The sequence below is a fragment of the Hymenobacter sp. GOD-10R genome (assembly GCF_035609205.1).
In the GTDB taxonomy this organism is placed as follows: Bacteria; Bacteroidota; Bacteroidia; order Cytophagales; family Hymenobacteraceae; genus Hymenobacter.
Window position 1 is genome coordinate 24762 of record NZ_CP141188.1, and the last position, 21470, is coordinate 46231.

General features: G+C 58.9%; 10 protein-coding genes. 3 read left to right on the forward strand and 7 right to left on the reverse strand.

Annotated features, from left to right (window positions below; all coding sequences use genetic code 11):
* Positions 1 to 62: 62 nt before the first annotated feature.
* The 5 genes from SD425_RS29070 to SD425_RS29090 all read right to left on the reverse strand — a co-directional run bounded on the left by SD425_RS29070 (position 63) and on the right by SD425_RS29090 (position 9997).
* The gene (locus SD425_RS29070; RefSeq protein ID WP_324680705.1) at positions 63 to 2618 is read right to left on the reverse strand and encodes a DUF4979 domain-containing protein; all 2556 of its coding nucleotides are present in this window, start codon (positions 2616 to 2618) and stop codon (positions 63 to 65) included.
* Positions 2619 to 2768: 150 nt separating this feature from the next.
* Complete coding sequence (locus tag SD425_RS29075; protein WP_324680707.1) at positions 2769 to 4538, reverse strand: RagB/SusD family nutrient uptake outer membrane protein; 1770 nt, start codon at positions 4536 to 4538, stop codon at positions 2769 to 2771.
* A gap of 23 nt (positions 4539 to 4561) precedes the next feature.
* Entirely contained in the window at positions 4562 to 8155 is a 3594-nt protein-coding gene (locus SD425_RS29080; RefSeq protein WP_324680709.1) for a TonB-dependent receptor, read from the reverse strand.
* A gap of 53 nt (positions 8156 to 8208) precedes the next feature.
* On the reverse strand, positions 8209 to 9261 hold the full coding sequence (locus SD425_RS29085) for a FecR family protein (protein ID WP_324680711.1): 1053 nt from the start codon (positions 9259 to 9261) through the stop codon (positions 8209 to 8211).
* A 157-nt stretch (positions 9262 to 9418) separates the two neighbouring features.
* Complete coding sequence (locus SD425_RS29090; RefSeq protein ID WP_324680713.1) at positions 9419 to 9997, reverse strand: sigma-70 family RNA polymerase sigma factor; 579 nt, start codon at positions 9995 to 9997, stop codon at positions 9419 to 9421.
* 466 nt (positions 9998 to 10463) lie between these two features.
* Here SD425_RS29090 and SD425_RS29095 point away from each other — a divergent pair, with 466 nt between their 5' ends.
* A complete protein-coding gene (locus tag SD425_RS29095) occupies positions 10464 to 10718 on the forward strand; it encodes a DUF1294 domain-containing protein (RefSeq protein WP_324680715.1) in 255 nt (84 codons plus the stop codon).
* Positions 10719 to 11031: 313 nt separating this feature from the next.
* Here the strand turns inward: SD425_RS29095 and SD425_RS29100 are convergent, their stop codons facing one another.
* Both SD425_RS29100 and SD425_RS29105 read right to left on the reverse strand, forming a co-directional pair.
* Positions 11032 to 13314 carry a hypothetical protein gene (locus SD425_RS29100; RefSeq protein ID WP_324680717.1) on the reverse strand — a complete coding sequence of 761 codons (2283 nt, stop codon included), beginning with the start codon at positions 13312 to 13314 and terminating at the stop codon, positions 11032 to 11034.
* A 599-nt stretch (positions 13315 to 13913) separates the two neighbouring features.
* Positions 13914 to 14501, reverse strand: a complete 588-nt coding sequence (locus tag SD425_RS29105) for a response regulator transcription factor (protein WP_324680752.1) — start codon at positions 14499 to 14501, stop codon at positions 13914 to 13916.
* A 284-nt stretch (positions 14502 to 14785) separates the two neighbouring features.
* Between SD425_RS29105 and SD425_RS29110 the strand changes: the two genes are divergently transcribed.
* Together SD425_RS29110 and SD425_RS29115 are read left to right on the forward strand one after the other, a co-directional pair.
* Positions 14786 to 19702, forward strand: coding sequence for a malectin domain-containing carbohydrate-binding protein (locus SD425_RS29110; RefSeq protein ID WP_324680719.1), 4917 nt, complete (start codon positions 14786 to 14788; stop codon positions 19700 to 19702).
* 518 nt (positions 19703 to 20220) lie between these two features.
* Positions 20221 to 21330: a Fic family protein gene (locus SD425_RS29115; protein ID WP_324680721.1), complete on the forward strand. Its 1110-nt coding sequence runs from the start codon at positions 20221 to 20223 to the stop codon at positions 21328 to 21330.
* Positions 21331 to 21470: the final 140 nt, after the last annotated feature.

Genomic DNA, 21470 nt, shown 5'->3' on the forward strand with positions numbered 1-21470 from the left:
GGAAAGCTAGCCCTAGCAGCGGAGCGGCTGAACGGGCCTGCTCCGCTGCTAGCAAAAGCGTATTACTGCCGGACGATTTTGCGCGTGAGCGTCTGCTGCCCGTTCGTGAGCCGGAGCAGGTACACGCCGGCGGGCACCTGACTTAAGTCGATAGTTTGAGCATTTGCGGTCAGGCGCTGCGAAAGAACTTTGCTGCCTACCAGCGAGTACACGCTGAGCGTGGCCCCTTCTTGCAACTTCTCTTGCAGACTCACCCAGAACTTGCCGGCGCTGGGATTTGGGTACACCAGCAGACTGGCGGCGTCTTTGGTCTGGTTAGCTTTTGCGCTCATTATCACCTCCGTCAGCTCCGACACATTCTTGGCTGTTTTCACCCAATCGATGCTGTAGCTAGCTTCGCCGGAGGTGATGTCGGCCACTTTGAACTGAAAGGTCGACAACGTGGTGGGCGCTGTGGTCGAGGGGAACGTGGGGCCGGCGCCAAAACCGGTCAGGCGCAGATCGTAGTAGTAAATGTCGTCGCCAATCTTGCCGGTCCACTTGTTGGCGCCGTTGCCGTACGAACCTAGGTTCGTGTCCAGCGTCACGTTGCCCACGGCGGGCTTGGTCATTTTAACGGCCAGAATGGGGTAATTCGGTGGGTAGAGCACCGCCCCGGCCGAGCGCTTGATGTCGCCACGCTTGCTGCCGTTGGGTTGCGTGGCAAGCGTAATCTTCAATTGGCCATTCTCTACCACAGCCGTGGAGCCGGTGGTAGCCGTTACCCAACCGTCGGGGCCGGTAGTGAAGTTGTCGTTGATCAGGCCCGCACTGGGATCCACGGGGTTCGTGACGACAGGATAGTTTGGCTCCGGATTTAGGTAGAACAGCAACGACCCGTAGCCCGGATTGTCTGCACCCGCGGGTGCTCCTTCCGGCCCTACGCGACCTAGCACCTGCAAGGTGAAGGGCATTGTTAAGCCCTTGCGGAACACGTAGTGGTTGTAGGCAATTTCAAACACCGCCCGGAAGTCGCCGCGCCCGTTAGCCGAAATTGCCTCGGGCGTTTGGTCGGTGTAGTTCCGCTCGCAGTAGTCATAGGCCGTCACGTAGGGCACGGTGTTGCCGAGGTTGTACCGAGCGGTGTACTCGTAGCCGCGCAGAATGGCATTGTTGGAGGCGCCATAGAAGTCAATACCCTGCTTCACCCCTATTTCCCCAATTTCGGCCAGGCTACCGATGGCTAGCATGGTGTGCGGCTGGTCGCGGTTGCTTTCTTGCAACTGGCCGTCGGCGGTCAGCACGTAGTTGTCGATGCTGCCGTTGCCTTCGCCGGTGTAGAAGTAGTTGGCGGCGCGGTTGAACATGGTGTTGTCGTCGCTGAACACGGCAATGGCCATCAGCCCTTTCATGCAGATGATGTCCCAATTGCCGTGCGCGCAGGGTCGGAAGTTTTGCAGCGTGGGATAAAACACGCTCTTGAGCATGGTTTGGCACTTGGTGACGCTGGCGACGGGCCACGCCGAATAGGTTGCCTTGATCAACTCCGCGGCATTGGCGAACATGAAGCCGTACAGCCCATTCAGCTCAGCGTCGGCGCCCTGAATGCCCACCGTGAAGTCGGCGTAGGCATCCAAGATTTCAACGGCTTTCTGAGCGTGGGCCACGTTGCCGGTGATGTTCCACATCAGGGCGTTGTAGTAGGCCGCTAGGCAGTCGTTCTCAATCCCATTCTTCGCCGTACCGCCATTTACGCTGCCCGTGGGCGTCGAGATGGTCAGGGTAGCATCGCGGGTGATGTACTTGAACGGGCCAGCTTTGCTGTACGTGGCCGAAGCGCGGCTGGAGCTCAGCAACAACTGGTAGCTAGCATACACCCGCCCGAATTTATTGGCCACCTGATTCTTGATGCGGGCTAGGTCGGCCGTGCTGTGCAAAATGCCAGGGTGCACAAAAGGCCCGGTGAAGTTGATGGGCGTGGGCGGCGTGGCCGGCAATCCTACCGAGGTCCGCAAGGCCGCCACCGAAGGAAAGCTCTTGATCCAGCTGATTGGGTACGACAAATCATTGGCCGCGAGTTGGGCCTGCGTGTAGGTGATTTCCGCGAGCTTAAACTGAAACAGGGAAAGCACCGTCGACTGGGTGGTTGAGAGCGTAGTCGTACCTAGCTTGCCCGCCGACAAATCCCAGTAGAACACGTCCTCGTCGCCGGTTTCCAGCTTAGTGCCGTTGTTATTGCCGTTGTTGTACGAGCCTAGGTTGGTGTCGAAGAAGATGTTGCAGCGTGGCGGCTTGCGAAACTTCACGGCAATGATGGGGTACGCGCCGGCGTGAAACATCGCGCCACCGGTCCGCTGAAAATCGCCGCGGTAGTTGTTGGTGTTCACCTTCACCGGCGTCACCACCAGTTTGCCGTTCACGAGGTTCGCCGTGGCACCCGCGTTGGGCGACACCCAGCCGAACGTGTTGCCAGTGGAAAAATCATCGTTGAGAAGTCCATTCTGCGCCCAGGCTTTTTGCCAAGGACCTAGCCACACGAGCAGCCCCAACAGCAGACCTAGCTTGGCGCGCAATGCGGCGGCCTTACCAGACCACCCCAGCGCAGCCGCCGGCGAAAGAACGGTAGAAGAATGATTCATGATGGATCAGGAAATAGGATGGTGGGAGTTGGACGAACTGTATTTCGTAGCGCGTTTCTGCTTTCGCATAAGCAAACGAGCCCCCGGCAAGTCTCCCAGAATGAATTATCCTGGCAGGCTCGTTCACGTATAAATCCAAGAAAGAGGCAGTTACCAGCCCGTCGTCTGCTGGAGATTAGGATTTAGCTGGATCTGCTGCGACGGAATGGGCAGCAAGTAGTTCTTTTCGCTAAAGGAGCGTGTGGCATCCACAATTAGCTCGCCGTTAGCGGTTTTCGGAGTAGAAGCTTTCACGGGCCACTTGGTCTGGTATTCCGTGCCTGTCCACTTTACGCCGATCAACGGTTGGCTCAGCACACTTACCGCCGTGTTCCAGCGCTTTAGATCGTCGAACCGGAAACCTTCCATGTACAATTCAATGGTCCGTTCGCGGCGAATTTCGGTGCGCATATCCAGGCCGTTGCTATTCACCAGCGCATTGCTGAGCTTGGGCATGGACTTGTTTACGCGCTGGCGCACCAGGTTCAATGATTTATCTAAATCAGCGTCGCTGATGGAGCCGTTCTTCTCAAATATCGCCTCGGCATAGTTCAACAAAACTTCCGCGTAGCGAATAACCGGATAGTCGTAGCCTTCTTCGTTATCGGCCACGGCACGCTCCGAAATCCACTTTTGATTGGCGTAACCGGTTGAGCTGTTGATAGTGGGGTCGAAGGATGCCGTACTGGCTGTCTTCAGATCAGCGGGGCCGCCAGTCCAGTCCACGCGCGGATTGTTCACGCCAAACCAGTAAGCCCGCCCCGGCATTTTCAGGTTGTAGCGCATGCGGTTGTCGCGGTTCACGTACTCCGATTTTATCGTGGCGTACCCTTGGAACAGCGGCGACTTCTCCACTGGCAACCCGTCCCGGCACAAGTACAGATTGGCGAAGTTGCGGGTCGGAATGATATTGTTGCCCTGGCGCGAAATGTTGTTGCGGATCTGACGCTGGGTAGAGTTGTAGCGGTTAGCTAGCACGTATTCGTTGTTGGCCGTCTTGGTCAAGTTCGCCGGATTCGACTTCTCGTTCTCCAGAATGAACATGTACTTCTGGGCCGAATCGCCGAGCACCGCCGGCGCAAACAAGCTGTAAGCGCCGCTGGTAATCACGGCATTGCTAGCCGTCACCGACTTATCCAGCATCTCGGCACCGCGGCTGGCGTTGCCTTTGAATTTCTGCCAGGTGCCTTCGTACAACGTCACCCGACCCAGGAACGCCTGCACCACTTCCTTGTTCACGCGACCTAGGTCGGTGGTCGGCTGCCCCGATTTGGCGGGTACATCCGGCAAGGCCTCCGTCAGGTTGCGGATGATGAAGTTAACCACTTCGTCGCGCGAGTTGCGGGGCAGTTGCAGCTCCGGCGCGCCCGGCGCCAGCGTTTGCTCCACGATGGGGACGGCGCCGTAGTATTGCAGCAAATCGAAGTATACATAGGCCCGGAAAAACTTAGCCTCCGCTACGTACTGCTTGATAGCATCGGGGCTGGTGTAGGTGGCCGCCTTGCCGAGCATGTAGTTGATGTTGCGAATGCGCGTGTAGGCCGTGTTATAGTTGTTATCAGTGACCTGCACGGTGTTCAGCCCGCGGCTGTAGGCGTTTGTGGTATTGGCTACCCCCGTGAAACCTAGGTCGGCGTTGAAGTCCGCGTGGTAGTTGACCGTCGTACTGTTGGGCACTACGTCGTAGGCTACTTCCCCGAAGTTGCGCTCATAGGTGTAGAAAGCATTGGCGGCCAACAGGAAGTCATTAGGCGTTTGCCAGTACGAAACGTCGGTAATAGCGTCCAAAGGCTTTAGGTCCAGCACGTCGTTGCAGCTGGTTTGCGTCAGCGTCAGCCCTCCCGCCAGTAGCAGCACGCAGGTTTTTTGCAAGTTTTTCATGATTGCGAGTGTGGAAATAGGCGTTAGAGGGTCAGGTTAACTCCGAGGGTATGCAGGCGGAAGAAGGGGTAGCGCTCAAAGGGTGTGGAGTTGTTATTGTCGCGCCCGACTAGGCGGGAAGCTTCGGGGTCCCAGCCATCTTTAATTTTGGTCGTTTCCCACAGGTCGCTGCCAGCGTAATACACCCGCACCCGCTCCAGGCCGGCACGCTTAGAAATCGACTGGGGCAGCGTGTAGCCGGCCACCAGGTTTTTCAGCCGCAGGTACGCCCCGTTCTGCACCGACCACGTGGAGGCGTAGTAGTTGTAGTTGTTGTAGTTCACGCCGTTGGTGTTAGCCGACAAATTTGGGTAGTAGGCGTTCGTGTTTTCGGGCGTCCAGGTGTTGCCGTACCAGAAATTCGTTTGACCTTGAAATATGGAGCCAAACGGCACCCGCCAATCGCCCGTGCGGAAGATCGTCCGCTCCCCGACTCCTTGGAAGATGGCGTTGAAGTCAAAGCCTTTCCAATCGGCACCTAGGTTGAAGGAGAAGCTGTAGCGTGGGTCGTCGCGCCCGATGTATTTTAGGTCGTCGGTGGTGAGCTTGCCGTCGCCGTTCAGGTCTTTGAACATGTTGTCGCCGAGCCGCACGCCGGGCGCTTTGGGATTGACGGAGCCGTCGGCGTTGTAGCTCGTAATCGGCATGCCAATGTTGTTGCCAACAGCTAGCTTCCGGTACGCGGCCAACTGCTCCTCCGTCTGAATGCGGCCCGCGTATTCCAGCCCGAAATAGGAGCCGATTGGGGAGCCTTCTACTGCCGTGTTGTAGCCGGCATTGATCACCTTGGCACCGCCATAGTTGATAAGCCGGTTCTGGTTATCGGTGATGCTGCCTCCGAAGCGGTAGTTTACACCACCAACTTTGTCCTGCCACTGCAAAGACGCCTCCCAGCCCCAGGTTTTCAGGTGGCCAATATTGGCCTTGGGCGCCGTGGCACCGAGCACCGCCGGATACGTCTGATCCAGCAGCATATTGCGGTTGTGCTTGATGAAATAGTCCCCGCTGATCGACAAGCGACGATTTAAGACACTGAAATCGAGGCCCACGTTGGAAGTTTCTACCTTTTCCCAGGTGCGGTTCAGGCTTACTAAACCAGAAGTAGGCCCCACTAGCACGGCCGGGTTAGCTCCTAAAATAGGGAACCCCGAACTCGTTTGGCCGGACGTAGCCGTCACGCTCAGCGTTTGGATGTAGTCGTAAAGACCGATGCCATTCTGGTTGCCGAGCACACCATACGAGCCGCGCAGTTTCAGCTCATTCAGGAACGAAACGTTCTTCATGAACCCTTCCTCCGACACGCGCCACCCGCCCGACAGTCCGTAGAAGAACTTCCACCGGTTGGCGGCGTTGAACTTTGAGGTGCCGTCGTAGCGCAGGTTGGCTTCGAGCAAGTACTTCTGCCGGTAAGCGTAGTTGATGCGGCTGAAGTACGAACCAATGGCATAGTGGTTCTGGCTTTCGGTGTTGCTGCGCGTCGTTGCGTCGCCGATACCTAGGTTCAACGAAGGCACTAGGTCGCTGGCCAGGAAGTTGGTTTGAGTGCGGAAGTCCCGGTATTCGTCGCGCTCATAGCTCACGCCGGCTGTCACCCCCACCGCATGGTTTTCGGCGAAGGTGTTCGTGTACTCCAGGAAGCCGTTCAGGTTGGCGTACGCATCACGCACGGTGCGGCGCGCATAGAAGGTGTTTTGCCGGGTAGGGTTATCGGCCGCCTGAATAGTTTCGGTGTAGTTATACCACTGAATGGACTTCTGCTGGGACGCAATTTCCGACAGTGCCCAGTTGTAGCCGAGCGTCGATACGGCCCGCAAGTGCTTGTTGAAGTCGTAACTCAGGCGGAAGTTGGTAAAGATGCGGTTATTCGTCTCCTTCGTGTCGCCCCCTAGCTCAGCCTGGGCGTTGGGGCTGTACTGCGTGCCCCAGGAATAGGCTTTGCCGTTGATGGTGTTCACCGGAAAGCCCGGCTGCTGGTATTGTCCGAGTACGCTGCTGACCAACGTTGGCTGAATAACGTCGTTGCGCTCCAGTGAAAGGTTGGTTTCTAGCTTGAACTTATCCGTAAACTGGTAGTCGTGGGTGAGGCGGATGTTGTAGCGGGTATTGGAGTTGTTGCCCCACTTTAGCAAGCTGTTGTCCTTCAAATAGCCCAGCGACACGCGGTAACCAGCTTTATCACCCCGTCCCGATACACTCAGGTTATGTTGGGTTGAGGTGGCACGGCCCCAGAGCACATCCACCCAGCTGTTATCGAACAGAGGCAGGTCGTTCACGTCGTTGAAGCCGACCTGCGCGGCGCCAGCCTTGTCGAGGTAGCCTGACGCAGGCGGATTAGTCATAGCCACCCCCATTTTGTACCAGATGTAGTCGGTACGCGGCACGCCGTAGTTGTCGTTGGTCGTAGCGTCGATCAATCCCTGTCCAAACTGCTGACGGTTAAGTAACTGAGGTTGCAAACCAATGCGCTTCTGCGATACCGAGCCATCGTACTGCACCGTTACTTTACCGGCTTTGGCTCGCTTCGTAGTGATGAGCACCACGCCCCCCGCAGCGCGCGCCCCATAAATGGCAGCCGAAGCATCTTTCAGAAAGGAGATATTATCAATGTCGTTCGGGTTGATGGTATTCAGCGCGTTCTGGTCGCTGAGCGCCACGCCATCTACTACAATCAGAGGCGAGCTACCGTTAACGGAAGAAGCGCCACGAATCTGGAAGTTCCAATTGGCTCGTCCGGGTGCCGCGGCCGTGCGCGTCACTATTACCCCAGGCACGACGCCCTGCAACGCCGCCAGCGGATTATCAACGACCCCGCGGTTTTGGAAAATCTTCTGATCGACAGTGGCAATAGCCCCCGTTAGGGTCTCTTTTTTCTGCTCACCATACCCTACCACCACCACTTCGCTCAACGCTTGAGTGTCTTCCGCCAGCGTGACAGCGAGGTTGCTCGTGGCTCCTGTTATAGGTACTTCTTTGCGCGTAAAGCCGACAAAGCTGAACACAAGAATACTGTTCTCGGGTGCTTGGATGGTGAAGCTCCCGTCGGCGCCAGTGCCTGTGCCAATGGAAGTGCCTTTTACCACCACCGTCACGCCCGGCAGCCCCGCGCCTTTTGCGTCTACTACGCGGCCCGCGACCGTTACGTCTTGTAGACCCGCGTTGGCGCTTGTTGGCACCAAAGAAATCGGTTGCGCAATCGTTTGCGTCTGTGCACTCAAAGGAGCTGGCTCAGAGAGTACGTAAACAGTGGCGCTGAGCTTTTCTACCTGCAGATTGCTTAGCTTAAGCACGTACTGCAGCTTTTCTTCCCAGGTCTTAAACTCTGGCAAGCTAGCAGGCACCATCAATTTATCGAGTGCTTGGTTGTGGTAAAAAAAGCTAACTCCATACTGCACTTTTATTTGCTGTAAGACGGTAGTTAAGGGTTGCTTTTTTTCAGCGGGAACAAGCAGTTGCTCCCGCCGTTGTTGCGATGGCAGAGAGGCTAGAAACGCAGGTGTGCTTTGGCCTTGTGAAACGCCGCCTGGCCAGCAAGCTAGCGCCACAGCCAGTGCTGGCAGCGACGGAGTAGAGTAGGGCATAGTAACGGGAACTTTAGAAGTATTAGAAGGAGGAAACACCTTATTAAGCTCGCTTAGAGCGGGAGCAGCTGCACTTGATTGCCGGTACGTGAGACCTTCACGTTCAGAGCCTTGGACAGCGCCGACAGCAATACTTCAGCATTATCATTCGGAACGGAGCCTGTAACTTGCTGGCGAAGCATGTTCTTATCCGTCACGGTGAGGTTAAGCCCGTAGGTTTGTTGTATTAAAGGAATAATGTCGGCTAAGGGCGTATGATCAAACGTCAGGTAGCCGTGCGTCCAGGATGAATAGGCGCTAGCGTTGACCGTCTTTGTCGCCAGACTACGAGCAGGAGCAGAATACTCGGCCAGTTCGCCGGGTTTCAACAGCACATGCTCAGTATGGAAAGCCGCGTGCCGATCAAGTTGCACTTTGCCGGAGTTAAGCACTACTTGCGTGTGTTCGCCGCGGCTGTTTACGTTGAACTTAGTACCTAGCACCGTTACATCTACATCGCCTGCGTGAACCTGGAATTGCAAACGAGAGGCCGCGCTGGCCACGTTGCGTACGCTCTTAGGAGCAAGGTGATTTACTTCGAAATAGGCTTCCCCAGTTAGCCAAACTTCGCGGCGCCCAGCTTGGGGCCAACGGGCTGCCGTTTCGAGGGTTGAATTACCATTAAGTACCACCACAGAACCATCGGGCAACGTGATCCGTCGCTGCTGGCCAAAAGGAGTGGTGTAGCGCGCCAACTGGCTCGGCTTGGTCGGCCCTTGCAACAGCCAGGAGCCTACGCCAGCCAGGAGCACCAGGCAGAGAGTCGCCGCCATGACGCGTATATGACGCAGACGTAACCGCCACGGCCGGGGTGCCGGCGGTTGGTTGATAGCGTGCAATAACTTTGCGAGTTCCTGTTGCTGCACGGCCATCGGCACAACCCGCCGCCGCTGCCCCGCTACTAGGCGTACCAGTTCGCTGGCTTCGTTCAGCTCCGCCGTTTTGGCTGGGTGCTGTTGCTGCCACTTCAGCCAGAATTCCCTGGCCGTCGCATCAGTGCCCAAACTATAGGCCTGAAACGACTCATCTGCAGCAAACTCTTCGGTGGTATAGTCGTCGTAGTCCATGCAACAAGAAAGGGCTAAGCAACCCTCGTTTGTTAATAGGACGACCTAGCTCTCGTTTTATACTGGTTCCGACAGCAACTTTTTTCAGATAAAATACACTAAAAGAACACAAATGTCTTATTACCAGTATGTTAATTTTTTTTATAAAACTTCCTATTTAGCCGTGGTGAGCTAAGAGTAGGAATAACCATACAGCCACAAATACCTTTCGCAGGGCTTGCAGGGCTTGGTAGATGAGATTACGAATGGATTGCACGTTCACCCCCATGATTTCGGCAATCTTCTCATAGGAGAATCCATCAAAAAACTTCAGGTAGAGCGCTTCCCGCTCGCGCTTAGACAGTTTGTTAAGCGCGCGCTGTAGCTTCTCATTTTGCTCCTGCGACAGCTGTTCGCTGATCAAAAAATCTTCGTGCGAGTAAGTAATCTCAAATTCGGGTTCGGCAGCTAGCCGCTGCTGCGCTTTGCTGCGCTGGAGCGCATCCCCTACCTGCCGACGTAGCGCGATAAATAGATAAGATTGCAGACTAGTTACTGCCCCTAGATGCTGGCGGCGCTGCCACAGCTTCTGAAATAACTCCTGTAAGCAGTCCTTCACGAGTTCTTCGTCTGCTGCTAACTTACATCCATAGGTAAAGAGCCGCTCATAATAGCGCAAAAACAGTTGCGCGAATGCCTGCTGATCGCCTCCTCGAAAGTCATCCCATTGTTGCCTTTCTTGCTCAGCAGTCATCATAAAACTTCGTACGAAAGAGAGATTTACTGACAGCGCATTTGTCAGGCGTGGAAAGACAAATCGGAGAACAAAAGCAGCCTGTTAACTGCTGCATGTGGCTCAGCAAAGTAGTCTATATTTCCAAGAATTTATTCTACTGAGCGGTATGCCTCCTCAAAACACATTACCCATTCTGCGCTAGCCGGGGCCACGATGATACTCGGCTGCAACCTACCGCGTTCTACCTTGTCTGCTACTTACGCTTGTTCCAAGCATCACGCTTAAAGGATCCTTTGTCTTTCCGACATTTTCCTTGACCGCAGTTCCATAACTTGCGACCCTGCCGGTGCACGCTTCAGCTGCCAACCCACTAGTATCTCGCCTTCCTCGCCCCTTCTTGAGCCCGCCCAAGCGGTTCAGACCAGTGCCGCGACTACCCCAGCCGAAACGCCGAATAGCCTAAGCAGAAAAGCCTGCCTCCTGCACCATGAAACTACTGTTGAGTTGCCTGTTCTTCTTCAATCTACTGTGTTTCCTGCTCTTAGCCTGGGATAAACGGAAAGCCCAACAAAAGCAGCAACGCATTGCCGAAAAAACGCTCCACCTTGTTACGCTGCCGGGCGCGGCGCTTGGCGCATGGGCGGCTATTTGGCTGCTGCACCATAAAAATCGCAAAGCCGCTTTCTGGGACATTACCCTGCTGTTGACGCTGCTGCAAGGGGCCGTTCTCTATTTCACGTGACCCTCTTTTCAGGCGCCGTTTTAATTGTCTCAAGCGTCTGCAGGCGGGGAGCTGAACTATGCACCAGTCAAGCAGCAGAATTTCCTGAGCCCAAGCGTAGAGGAAGTCATTTCATACGCTTCGAAAACGACGGTTAAGGTGGACACCATTGCGTTGGTCTTGCGCTGCAACTCTCCGGGAGGAAAAAGGATCAACTTTTCCAGGAAAGATCTCCTGAAACGAGTGTTTCAGGACGTTCGTTTCAGGAGGCAGACCAGACCTGACCCTTGTCGCGAGACCACCTCCAACCACGACGACGGGCTGGATACCTTTATCAATTACCACCCTGCTGATAATCTTCCTTCCTGGGTTCCTCCTCGTGTAGCCGCCAGCGGCCCTGCTGCTTGCGTACCACCGCCACATGGCCCAGAATGTATTGGTTATGATCTAGGTCGTAGAAAAAGAAGCCTGTGTCACGGGCCGCGTTCAAGCACACGCGTGACAAGTGCAGACCCAGTTGCTGGCCCCAGCTGCCCACCGGCTCTGGGTACTGGTGAAAGGGCTCATAACGCCAGTAGAGGGTGTAGCGTCCTGCCTGCGGGGCAGGGTCCGGCGTAAAGTCGCGTCCGATGAGGTGGGCCATAACGGGCTCCTGCAGGAGCTCCTGCAAGGCTTGCGTACGCCCCGGTAGAGTGGGCTGATCTAGCAGAAACTCATACTCGGCCCGGCACTCGGCCATGGAGCGCAAGGTGGGTGCCAGGTTCAACACCCCGGGCGGGGTAAATTCGTCGGGGTGCGCGGTCAGGTACGCCTCGTAGTAGGCGTGCCGCTCAGCTGTTGTTGTCAGCTCAGCAGGCAGCGGAATGACCGGGGTCCCGTCCTCGTGGTGACGGGCGCTGAACAAGCCCAGATATTCTTGCCACAACAAGTCAGCCAGCACATCTTGGTAGACGTGGTCTTCTTCGGCCCAGTAAGCGGACGTATTCGCTTCCCAGCGCACGTTCTCTGGCTGCGTGTGCAACAGCGTTTCCAGTTCGCCCAAACGTTGTAGCACCTGCGGCCCATAGCCGTAGGTACGTAGCGCCTCGACGACCGACTGCCTCCAACTCACCTCTCGTCCCCATAACGTGTGTTCCGCGCTTTCCGGAAGCGGGCCCATCATCGACTCCGCCCAGTTAGGTAGCGCCGACTGGGGAGGCCGGATCTGGTCGAGTTGACCCAGTAACGTTTGCTGCGCCTGGCGAAGGTGCTCCAGCAGGTACGTCAGCATATAGCGCTGGTTTTCTTGCTCCTCTGCTGCCGTGAGCGGCTGTTGCTGACTAAGAGCATAGCCCAGGCGCAGACCTAGGCGCAGCCGCTCCAGTGCGTGGGCCGAGGCGCTCCAGAGTTGATTCCTCACCCGGCCTTGACTGTACCAAGTGGCAGCGGCCTCGCAGAACGACTGGGTGGCCAGACGTACGGTGCCGGCATAACCGCCAAAGCTCCACACCGTGGCCTTGTCTAACGGCTGCTCGGGGGAGAGTGTACTCCAGCTACACCGGTGTTCCTGCGCCTGCACGCGCGCCAACCACGCTTCGGCTTGGGCAGGGTCGGCTGGGCAGGGTAGCTGCTGTAGAACGAGCTGTCCCATCTGAGCGAAGCGCAGGGAAGCAACTGCGTTCCCTTGTGCGTCCGCGAGTACGGTTAGCTCGTCTAGACCATCCAGAATGCTGGCTATCCACGTGCCGCGCCGCGCTGGTGGGTCTGGCGGCCCAGCCGGTAGTTGGTCCAAGGCGGTGCGCAGGAGCCGGAAGGGCGCTCGTTGAGCGTAAATGGGCTCGAGACGCTCGGGCGCCGCATAGACCTCCGCGAACAGGTGGAGCAGCAGGCTCAAGGGCCAAGGTTGACTTGTTAGGCGCTCGCGCACCCGTTGTTGGGCCCGCCCACTGCCTAGCAGCTTCGGGATCACGCCTCCCCAGGCTGGCTCCTGCAGATCGCCGCGGGCCAAGGCCCCAAGCAACTGCGTCAGCGCGCGCGCGGGTTCGCAGGCAGCTAGGTGTGCCAACCAAGGGGTTAGATTCAGTTGCGCCATGAACACGATCACACAGGCGAGCACCAGTTCCTCATCCGTTGGGGACTCTCGCGGGACGGTGGGGGCGGCAAATACGAGCTGCGGCTCAGGAGCGTCCACGTGCAAGGAAACGCCATATGCCTGCAGCACGCGGCCGAAATCGTACACAGCCGGGCGAGGGCGGGTCACCAACGGCAACGGCTCGGGTAGCAACTGCGCCAGCAACTGATCGGTGAAGCCTGGATAGAGTGGATCCAACAGCTGGTACGCCGTGCGGCCGTAGCCGCCCAACAGCGCCTGTAAGCGTTCCCCGTCCAGATCCGCAAACTGCTCGGCTGCTTCCTGCGGGGTGAAGCGTTGCGGCGCTACGTACCGGTTATATTGGGGCAGGCTTACTTGCCACTGGCAAAAGGTCAACGTCACGACCACTTCCGCCAGAAAGCCGCGGAGAAAAAGCTCACCCCGGGCATTGCGCCGCGCCAGCAGTTCGCCTGCTTGATACAGGATGTCGTAGGGGGAAGCAATGTCCAGCTCCCCAAGCCGTAGCGGAGAGGATAGCAAGCTCATAGCAGGAATCATTAGTGGCCTTCAACAAGATACAGATTGGCTGCTTCTAAGCCAAGCCACTAGAACTACCAGCTGCCGCGAGAACTGGGGTAGAAGCTCGTACTCCTGCTGGTCAATCCGCCTTCTGCTACGCTACCTCCCGCGACAGGCTTAGCCGATGCTTGGTGACGGCCGGGCCCGTCGCAGGTACACTGGACGCTCCTTCAAAAGATCTTTGGTCGACCGATGCTCTCCTTGGAGACTACTTTTACACAGTAGCACCTAGTGCATGGAATGACCTTGCCATCACGAACACTGAACATGCGCAGCAACAGAGGCAAGGCCTAGTCCACCTAGGGTCAGCATCCACTGAAATGTCAACGCAAAGCAGGGTTCATGTACGTCTGGTCTAGGCTGGCTCCTCCTTTTCCTGAACCAACAAGCTTGCTTTAGGAGTACAAAGAATCAGCTTTAGCGTAGAGCCTAGGCGTTTTCTCACCTCGATCGTTCAGCGAAACCACCGTTTGTGCGAATCGTCACGGCCCATCAAGGGAGTTGCCAACTAAGTGGCCGTGGGTTAGGCTGCCTGTTGCGTAGCCGCACGCGTGTGTCTTGAGGACCTAAGTCAACGGCCCGTCGCGCAGGGTGCGGCACACGAATTCGGCGCGGCTGCGCACGTGCAGCTTGCGGTAGAGTTGCTTGCTGTAGGAGTGGACCGTTTGGGGAGCTAGGTCGAGGCGCAGGACGACCTGCTTTTCGCTCAGCCCCTCGACCAAACCTTCCAGCACCTGTCGCTCGTGCGGGGTCAGGTCGGTGGTGGGGGCGACGGGGCTAGGTTTAAAATAGCCCAGCACCTTACGCGCGACGGCCTGGCTCATGAGGACGACGCCCCAGGCCACGTCGAACAGGGCGGCTTTGATGTCGGCGGGTGGGGTGCTTTTGAGCAGATAGCCCGAGGCCCCGGCACACAGCGCCTGATAGATGCGGTCGGTATCCTCGAACACGGTCTGCAGCACGAAGTCGGCGTTGGGCAGCTGGCGTAGCAGGGGCAAGGCCGCAATACTGCTGAGGCCGGGCAGGCCACTGTCGAGCAGCACCAGATGGGGCAGCGCCACTAGGTCAGGCAGCTGCACCAAGAAGGCGTCGACCGAACCGGCCACCGCCACGCAATCGAACTCAGATTGGCGGCAGCGGTAGCCGTGCAGCAGTTAGCGCACGGTGGGGTCGTCTTCTAGGAGGGCCAGGCGCAGCGGTGTGATCGGCAGCATAGAGCAGAAAAGGAAATACGGGCGAGCGTGGGCGAAAGGTTGGGGGCCATGCCGCCTGGCGCAAGCCAAGCACTACCCCTAAACAGGGGGATGAAAAAAGCGAGGCACCCCCCTGTTTAGGGGTAGTGCTTGGTTAGGATCTAGGCAAAAGCCTAGAATATCTTCGTTTCAGGCAACTGCACCGAACCGTTCATTTCTTTTCTCCCTCCTTCTCTTCTTCCTTCATGACAACACCTTTATCTGCGAGTTGCGCTCGGCGGTGGCCTCTAGGCCGCCTAGGGCTGCTGGCCGGGCTGCTCGGGCTAAGCCTGGGGGCCCAGGCTCAACTAACGATCACCAGCACCACCCCGGCGCGTAACACCAACGTGGCCCCGCGCGGCACCGACGTGCGCCTGACCTACAACCAGACGCTGAACACCACCACGGCCAGTCAGGTGCGCGTATTTTCCCAGCAGGCCGGCGGGCGCAAAGCGGCCACGTACGCGGCCAGCGGCAGCACGCTCACGGTGAACCCGACCACCGACTTCAAGCCCGGCGAGACGGTCTTCGTGACGGCCCCGGCCACGGTGCGCAGCAGCACCGGCACGGCGGCTACGCCCCGCGTGTATCAGTTTACCACCCAGGCCGGTGTGGGGCCAGGCACATTTGGCGGGGGCACTGACTTGACCGTACCGGGCACCCCGGTGAGCGTGACACCGGCCGATATAGACGGCGATGGCGACCTAGACTTACTCACAGCTAACCAGAGCCCAGGGAGTGGTACCGGCACCGTGAGCGTGCGCCTCAACAATGGCACAGGGGGCTTTAGCAATGGACCAAACGTGTCCGTGGGCAGTGAACCTGTGAGCGTGGTAGCCGCCGACGTAGACGGGGACGGCGATTTGGATATCCTAACCGCAAACAGTCTCTCCAATTTCGTGAGCGTGCGCCTTAATAGTGGGGGAGGCAGTTTCAGTAATGCCCCAGACGTGCCTATCGGTACAACCGCAAACAGTCGCTGCTTTAGTGTAGTGGCCGCCGATGTAAACGCAGACGGGAACCTCGATATCCTGGCCGCCAACGGGGGCGAAAGCACCGTGAGCGTTCGGCTTGGCAATGGGCAAGGGGGCTTCAGTGGAACAACGGAGGTGAATGTCGGTAGCAACTCGATCAATCTGGCTGCTGCCGATGTAACCGGGGATGGTAACCTGGATCTCCTCACGGCTAACTTTACCAGTAATACGGTGAGCGTGCGCCCAGGTAACGGCATGGGCAGCTTTGGCAGCGGGCTGGAGGTATCCGTCGGCAGCAACCCTGGCCGACTGATAGTGGCCGATGTGAACGGGGATGGCAACTTGGACCTACTCACGGCTAACGGCAACATCACCAGCACCGTGAGCATACGTCTTAATTCGGGAACGGGCAGTTTCAGCGGCAGTGATATCAATCTTGGCTCGGGAAATTTTATTAGCAGCTTGGTAGTAGCCGACGTGGACGGGGACGGGGACCTAGACTTACTCACGGGCGGTATCAGTATCGGTTTCGGTAGCGGCAGCAATCCTGCCGGCACGGTAATCGTGCGGCGCAACAACGGCGGCACGTTTGGGAGTCCTAGCCAAATCGTGAGCGTCGGTAATACCCCCTACCTAGCCGTGGCCGATGTGGATGGCGACAACGACCTGGATCTGCTGACCGCGAATAGTAGTAGCAACACGGTGAGCGTGCGCCTGAACCAAGCGGTTTCCCTGCTCACGTTCACGCCTGCCAGCGGTGGGCCCGGCACCCGGGTGGATATCACAGGCATCGGCTTCGTGTCCGAAGACGGCCGTACGCCCCTCGTGACCAGCGTCTTCTTCAACGGCACGCCCGCTGCCTTCTTCGCGGTCCTTTCCCCGACGCAAGTAGCGACGGCGGTCCCCGCTGGCGCCACGACCGGGCCCCTTACAGTAACCACCACCCAGAGCACGTTGACCAGCACCGCCAGCTTTACCGTCCTCGCGAATCCGGTTATCACGACCACGGCTGGCGCCACCACGGTTTCCCCGCAGACCACCACCCCCGTAGACCCCGGCCTAACCGTCACGGATGCCGATAGTCCTACGTTGGTTCTGGCTCAGGTTGGTATCACCAGCGGGCTGGTCAGCAGTGAAGACGTGCTGTCCTTCACTCCTACGGGTTCTATCACCGGCCGCTACGACGCTTCCAGTGGCTTACTAACCCTGAATGCACCTAGTCCTGGAGCAACGATAGCGCAATGGCAGGCGGTACTGCGCAGCGTCAGCTACCGCAACAATTCGGCTGCTCCCCTAACGGCCAACCGCACCGTGAGCTTTTTGGTCAATGATGGCACCAACAACAGTAATGTGGCGAGCAAAACCCTGGCCGCACCTGCGCCAACGATCACTCGCTTTACCCCCGCCAGCGGAGCAGTGGGCACCAGCGTGACCATTACGGGCACGAATCTGACGGGGGCCACGGTCATACGCTTCAAAGAGGTGGTTGCCACGAGCTTTTCGGTGGTCAATGCCACTACTCTCACGGCCACCGTACCCGCTGGTGCCACCACCGGTCCGGTGAGTGTGACGACCCCTAGTGGCACGGCCACCAGCACGACCAATTTCACGGTGGTCTTCGCTCCGGTGGTGACCACCACCGCCGGCACGACTACGGCCTCCGAGCAAGTGGCCACGGTGGTGGACGCGGGCCTCCTGCTCACGGATGCCGACAGCCCAAACTTAGTCTCGGCCACGGTCAATATCAGCAGCGGCCTGGTGAGCAATCAGGATGCGCTCACCTTTACCCCTACCGCGGCCGTCACCGGCACCTATAATGCCACAACCGGCATTCTTGCCCTGACCGGCACCGCGCCGGTGGACCAGTACCAGACCGTGCTACGCAGCGTGCGTTACCGCAACAGCGCGGCCGCCCCCACGACGGCCACTCGCATCGTGCGCTTCCTGGTGAATGATGGTACGTTCAACAGCAACGCAGCTACCAAGCAAGTGCAAGTACAGGCCGTCAACGGCGCGCCCTCCGTACCGGTTGATGTGGACCCGGCGCCTAACTCCGTGGCCGAGAACGCCGCTGCCGGCGCGCTGGTCGGCCTGACGGTGACGGCGACCGATGCCGACAGTCCCACCCTGACCTATGCGCTGACCAACAGCGCAGGCGGGCGTTTCGCTATCAACGCCAGCACGGGCGTCGTCACGGTGGCCAACGGCACGCTGCTGGACTACGAAATGGCGACCTTACACACGATTACCGTGCAAGCCTCGGATGGTACGCTTACTAGCTCGGCCAGCTTCACGATCCAAGTGACCAATGTCAATGAGGCCCCGGTGGTGGCCAATCAATCGTTCTCGATACCGGCTAGCTCGCCGGCGGGGACGGTGGTCGGCACGGTCGTGGCTACCGACCCCGATGCGGGGCAGACGCTCACCTACGCTATTACAGCGGGCAACCCTAGTGGGGCCTTCGCCTTCGTGAGCAACCAGCTGCAAGTCGTGAATGCGACCGTGCTCACCAGCACCGGCACCTACGCCTTGACCGTGCAGGTGCAGGATAACGGCAGCCCGAGCCTCACCAGCACCGCTACGGTCACGGTCACCGTCACGCCTATCACCCAGGTGCTCTACCGCCTCCATGCCGGGGGCCCAGCGCTGAACACGAGCTTCGGTGCGTTCGCCGCCGACCAGTACTTCTCGGCCAGCCGTACGGGCGCCAACAATGGCCCGATTGCGGGCACGACGGATGATGCCTTGTATCAGACGGAACGCTTCGAGGGCGCCTTTGGCTACAGCCTGCGCGTCCCAAATGGAACGTATCAGGTCGTCCTACACTTTGCCGAGCTCTACTGGACGCAACCCGGTCAGCGCATCTTCGACGTGCGGGCCGAGAATCAACTCGTACTCGACAACTACGACATCCTGCGCAAGGTGGCGCCCTTCACGGCCACGACCGAGACCTTCTCGGTGGTCGTCACCGACGGCGTGCTCAACCTGGACTTATCGGCCCTGGCGAGTGATGGCGGGCGCGATGCGGCCAAGCTTTCCGCCTTGGAGGTGCTGGCCCCGAGTAGCGGGCCCAACCAGCCGCCGGTCATTGCCAACCAGAGCTTCTCGGTGGCCGAGGGCAGCGTGGCGGGTACGCTGGTGGGCACGGTGGTGGCCTCGGATCCGGATGCCGGGCAGACGCTGAGCTACGCCGTTACCGCCGGTAACTTGGACGGGGCGTTCGCCTTCGTGGGCAACCAACTGCAAGTGGCCAATGCCGCGGCCGTGCGCACAGCCGCCTCGCCGTTCACCCTCACCGTGCGCGTCACCGATGACGGCAACCCGGCCCGGAGTACGACGGCCACCGTCACGGTGACCGTCACGCCGGGCATGCAGGTGTTCTACCGCCTTAACGCCGGGGGACCTGCTCTCACGACCACCTGGGGACCATTCGCCGCCGATCAGTATTTCAGCCCCAGCCGCACGGGCGCCACCAGTGGCCCGATTGCGGGTACGACGGATGATGCCTTGTACCAGACCGAACGCTTCGAGGGGGCCTTTGGCTACAGCCTGCGCGTGCCGAACGGCACGTATCAAGTCGTGCTACACTTTGCCGAAACCTACTGGACCCAGCCGGGCCAGCGCGTGTTCGACGTGCGGGCCGAGAACCAGCTCTTCTTGGACAACTACGACATCCTGAAAAAAGTAGCGCCCTTTACGGCCACGACGGAGACGTTCACGGTGGTCGTCACGGATGGCGTGCTCAACCTGGACTTGTCGGCCCTGCAAAGCGACGGGGGCCAGGATGCGGCCAAGCTCTCGGCCCTGGAGGTGCTGGCCCCCGCCGCGGCGCAGAATCGCTCGACGCTGGCCAGCCAAGCGCTACTGGCCACCGCGCGCACGGGCAAGCTCGCCGCGCGGCTCGAGGCCGTGCCTAACCCCTTCGCCGAGCAGGTCAACGTTAGCTTTCAGCTGCCGCAAGCCGAAGCATATACCCTGACCGTGTATGATCTGGCCGGGCGGCAGTTGCAGCAGCAAAGTGGCCCGCCCGTAGCAGCCGGCGAACGCCAGCAGCTCACCCTCGCGCTGGGCCGCTACCCGGTGGGCGTGTACGTGGTGCGCCTGACGACAACCTCGGGTACGCAACAAGTGCGCGTCGTGAAGCACTAGCCCACAGCACCTACCAAAAGGCCCCCCTCCCACCCAGCCCGGTCAGCGACCCAGCGTCGTTTGTCGGGCTGCGGTGCGTTGGGATGGTGGCACTGAATACCGCTCACCCTACTCGCCGTCCAGAACGGTTTCCCTCGTTTAACTGTACAACTCACCCTGCCTAGAAAGGGCGGTTGGAAAGGTGTAATGAGGCAGGGAACGGTTCAGAAAACGTGTTCAGCAATCAAGGTACAATCCACGGCTTAGAACGACGGCAAACGTGAACTAGCAGCGGAAAAAGCCCGCGAGGCGGGCGGGTTCATACCTAGCCAAAAGGTAGACGGCATGAGGCTACTCTCCTGCGGGTGGTGCGTGCCGCAACGATGAAACGCTTCCGGCGCCTCCCGGGCTATCCCTCGTTGCAGCCCATTGTCGAACACGCACGGCCTCCGCATCCTGCTCCAGCAGGCAGGCGTCGTACTTGCCTCTTGCTGGAAGAGGACAGATGCGGAGAATAGGTCCTATATTTGCCGCATATCATGCGGAGAATACCAGTTTACATTCATCAGCTTCCCACGTGGCCGCAGTTTAGCTGGCAAGCGGCGGCATTGGAAAACCTATTGGGGGCTGTTCGCCACCAGCAAGGTCGTCTGCTCGGGCGACTGGATGGCTTGGGCTTGGACTTGCGCAACGAGGCGACCCTGCAGACGCTCACCTTGGACGTACTCAAGTCCAGTGAAATCGAAGGCGAGTTGCTGCCACCTGCCTCCGTGCGCTCTTCCTTGGCCCACCGATTGGGCTTGGAGCGGGGTGGACTTCCTCCCTCGGACCGCCGCGTGGAAGGAGTCGTGGCCATGATGCTGGACGCCACGCAGCAGGCCGAGCAGCCCCTGACGGCATCACGCTTGTTCAACTGGCACCGCGCCTTGTTCCCCACCGGGCACAGCGGCTTGTATGCCGTACGGGTTGGGGCTTGGCGCACCGGCCCCATGCAGGTCGTCTCCGGCCCCTTAGGTCGGGAACGAATTCACTACGAAGCACCACCGGCGGAGGCAGTGGACGCGCAGATGCAGCAGTTCCTAGCCTGGTTCAATGCCCCCTTGGACCTGGATCCGGTGCTGAGAGCCGCCATCGCGCACTTCTGGTTCGTGACCATCCACCCCTTTGACGACGGCAACGGGCGCATCGCCCGGGCCATTGCTGACCTGCAACTCTCCCGCGCGGACGGCACCGGGCAGCGGTGTTACAGTATGTCGGCGCAGATCCAGGCCGAGCGCCAGGCATACTATGACTTGCTGGAGACCAGCCAGCGCGGGTCGCTGGACCTGACGAGTTGGTTAACGTGGTTTCTGAGCTGCTTAGGCCGAGCGCTGACCCGTGCCGAGCAGACGTTGGCGCAGGTGCTGGCCAAGGCCCAATTCTGGGAACGCCACCAGCAGACTACGCTTTCCGAGCGGCAGCGGCGACTCGTGACGCGGCTGCTGGACGGCTTTGAAGGCAAGTTGACCACGTCCAAGTGGGCGCGCATGGCCAAGTGCTCCCAAGATACGGCGGGACGTGACATCGCCGAGTTGATCAGCAAAGGCATCCTGGTCAAAGAGAGCGCCGGTGGCCGGAGCACCAGCTACCGCTTAGCCCCGGAGGTGTAACCCATTGTTGGGTGAGGAGACGAGTCGGCGAATGCGGCGGCCGCTGAAAAGCAGTAGCGAGTAGGAAGCTGTCTTGTTCCCGTGGTAGAAGATCAGAAGGGACACCTCTTGTCTGCACAGTACTGCTGCTGCGAGTAGTC